Here is a 2,574-nt window from a genome sequence, read left to right as displayed (position 1 = left end):
TGAACCACCCGGCATTCCCTGCGCCCTCCCTGATTTCGAGGGCGATGTCTTGGCAAAGCTCGGACGAATCCCGTCGCGAGAATGTGGACCTATGCCTCAACACCGTCATTGCGAGCTCAGCCCGCAGGGTGGGCAAAGCGGCCACATCCGACAGAGCCGGACACACGCTCCTTTGCCCACCCTGCGGCAGTCGCGACAAGAAACGACGATCATCGGCGCCGATCACACCGGGCGGCTGCGCTCGATGATATCGGCGGCGCCCCGGGCGAGCAGCTCGAGCCCGACCGCGCGGCCGAGCTCGCGCGGGCGGCTGGCGGGCCCGGTGCGCGAGGTCTCGATGATGCGCTCGCCACCGAGATCCAGCACCGATGCGGTGAGCGCCATGGCGTCGCCCTTGATCTCGGCAAATCCCGCGATCGGCGAGTTGCAATGACCGTTCAGCACCCAGAGCACCTCGCGCTCGGCGTCGGCGCAGGCGTGCGCAGAGGGATCGTCGATCGCCGCCAGCAGCTTTCTGGTGTCGAAATCCTGCGCGGCGCATTCTACCGCAACGATGCCCTGGCCGACCGCCGGCAGCATCTCCGCCGGCGTGAATTCATGGACGATGCGGTCGGCGAGGCCGACGCGCATCAGCCCCGAGCGCGCCATGATCAGCGCATCCGCAGGTCCCACTGCACCGCCGCCGGGCAATCGCTGCGGCTCGCTTTGATCGAGCTTGCGCACGCGCGTGTCGGCGGCGCCGCGGAAATGGATCACCTCGATCTCCGGAAACAGCCGCCGCACATAGGCCGCGCGCCGCACCGCGTTGGTGCCGATCGAAAAGCCGTCGCCGCGTGTGCGCCTCAGTTCGTCCAGCGACAGGCCCGGCCGCAGCACCAGCGCGTCGCCGGGCGGATCGCGCGGCAGCGTCGCGCCGATCACGAGCCCGGGCGTATCCTCGTTGCCCGGCATGTCCTTCAATGAATGCATCGCCGCGTGCAGTTCGCCGCGCCGCATCGCGTCGCGGATCTGGGCGACGAACGCGCCGCCCTTGCCGCCATGCGGCAGCAGCTTGCCGACCTGGTCGATGTCGCCCGTGGTCTCGAATTTGACGATCTCGACGGCGATGCCGGAAACGGTCGCCTTCAGCCGCCGGACGATCTCCTCCGTCTGCGCGAGCGCCATTACGCTCTTGCGCGTGCCGATCCGAAAGACGTCGCTCATGAGCCACGCTCCCAACTCATCGCCCGTCCTCCAGGATCATGTCGGACGCCTTCTCCGCGATCATGATGGTCGGCGCATTGGTGTTGCCCGACATCAGGTCCGGCATGACCGAGGCATCGGCCACGCGCAGGCCCTCGAGGCCGCGCACCTTCAGGCGCTGGTCGACCACGGCGAGCGGATCGTTGCCCATCCGGCAGGTCGACGTCGGATGATAGACCGTGGCGCCCGTCTTGCGACAGAAATCGAGGATGTCCTCGTCGGAGGTCACCTTCGCACCGGGATAGACCTCGTCGACGCAATAGGGCTTCAACGCGGGCGCCGCCAGGATCTTGCGCAGGATTCGGATGCCGTCGATGAAGGCGGCGCGATCGGTCTCGGTCGCAAGATAATTGATGCGGATTTCCGGCGGCTGGCTCGGGTCGGCGCTCCTGATCCGGAGCGAGCCGCGGCTCTCGGGGCGCAACTGGCAGACCGAGGCGGTGAAGCCGGAGAAGGAATGCAGCTTCTCGCCCATCTTGTCGGTCGAGAACGGGATGAAGTGGATCTGGATGTCCGGCGTGGCCAGTCGCGGATCGGTCTTGAAGAAGGCGCCCGAGGTGCCTGCGGCGATGGTCAGCGCGCCGTTGCGGAACGCCGCATAGCGCAGGCCCGCGAAGGTCCGGCGCACCGGATGATTGATGACGTCGTTGAGGGTGATCTTCTGCGCGCAACGCGTCACGATGCGGACCTGCAGATGATCCTGCAGGTCGTTGCCGACGCCGGCGGCGTCCAGCACCACGTCGATGCCGTGCCTCTTCAACAGCTCTGCCGGCCCGACGCCGGAGAGCTGCAGAAGCTGGGGCGAGTTGTAGGCGCCGCCCGAGACCAGCACCTCCCTGCGCGCCCGCGCGGTGCGCACCTGGCCATTGTGCAGGTACTCGACGCCGACGGCGCGGCGGCCCTCGAACAGGATGCGCTTCGCCAGCGCCGAGGTCTCGATCCCGAGATTGCCGCGGCCCCTGGCTGGGCGCAGATAGGAATACGCGCTGCTGGCGCGGCGGCCGCGCCGCGTCGTGGTCTGGAAGAAGCCGGCACCTTCCTGGCTCGCGCCGTTGAAATCCGGATTGAAGGGAATGCCGGTCTCGACTGCGGCCTTGACGAAAGCTTCCGACAACGGATCGTCGTGCCGCCAGTCCGACACCGACAACGGCCCTCCGGTGCCGTGATATTCATCGGCGCCGCGCTGCTGGTCCTCCGCCTTCTTGAAATAAGGCAACACATCATCATAGCCCCAGCCGACATTGCCGCGCTGGCGCCAGCGGTCATAGTCCTCGTGCTGGCCGCGGACGTAGAGCAGGCCGTTGATCGAGCTCGATCCGCCGAGCACCTTGC

2 protein-coding genes are annotated in these 2,574 nt (G+C 67.4%); both read right to left on the bottom strand.

Annotation, left to right across the window (positions count from 1 at the left end; all coding sequences use genetic code 11):
- Positions 1-222: 222 nt before the first annotated feature.
- Positions 223-1,203 carry a hydroxymethylbilane synthase gene (hemC, locus tag JOY90_RS27845; protein ID WP_291694310.1) on the bottom strand — a complete coding sequence of 327 codons (981 nt, stop codon included), beginning with the start codon at positions 1,201-1,203 and terminating at the stop codon, positions 223-225.
- A gap of 16 nt (positions 1,204-1,219) precedes the next feature.
- Positions 1,220-2,574, bottom strand: a 1,355-nt coding sequence (locus JOY90_RS27840; protein ID WP_291694309.1) for a GMC family oxidoreductase, incomplete at its 5' end; no start/stop codon positions are given.

It is taken from the genome of Bradyrhizobium sp. (genome assembly GCF_019242285.1).
In the GTDB taxonomy this organism is placed as follows: domain Bacteria; phylum Pseudomonadota; class Alphaproteobacteria; order Rhizobiales; family Xanthobacteraceae; genus Bradyrhizobium.
Note: the sequence above shows the minus strand (reverse complement) of the source record. Positions and strands in the feature narration are given on the sequence as shown.

Bases quoted from the DNA above. Each gene is read 5' to 3' on its own strand.
- hemC (WP_291694310.1), bottom strand. From the start codon at position 1,203: ATGAGCGACGTCTTTCGGATCGGCACGCGCAAGAGCGTAATGGCGCTC.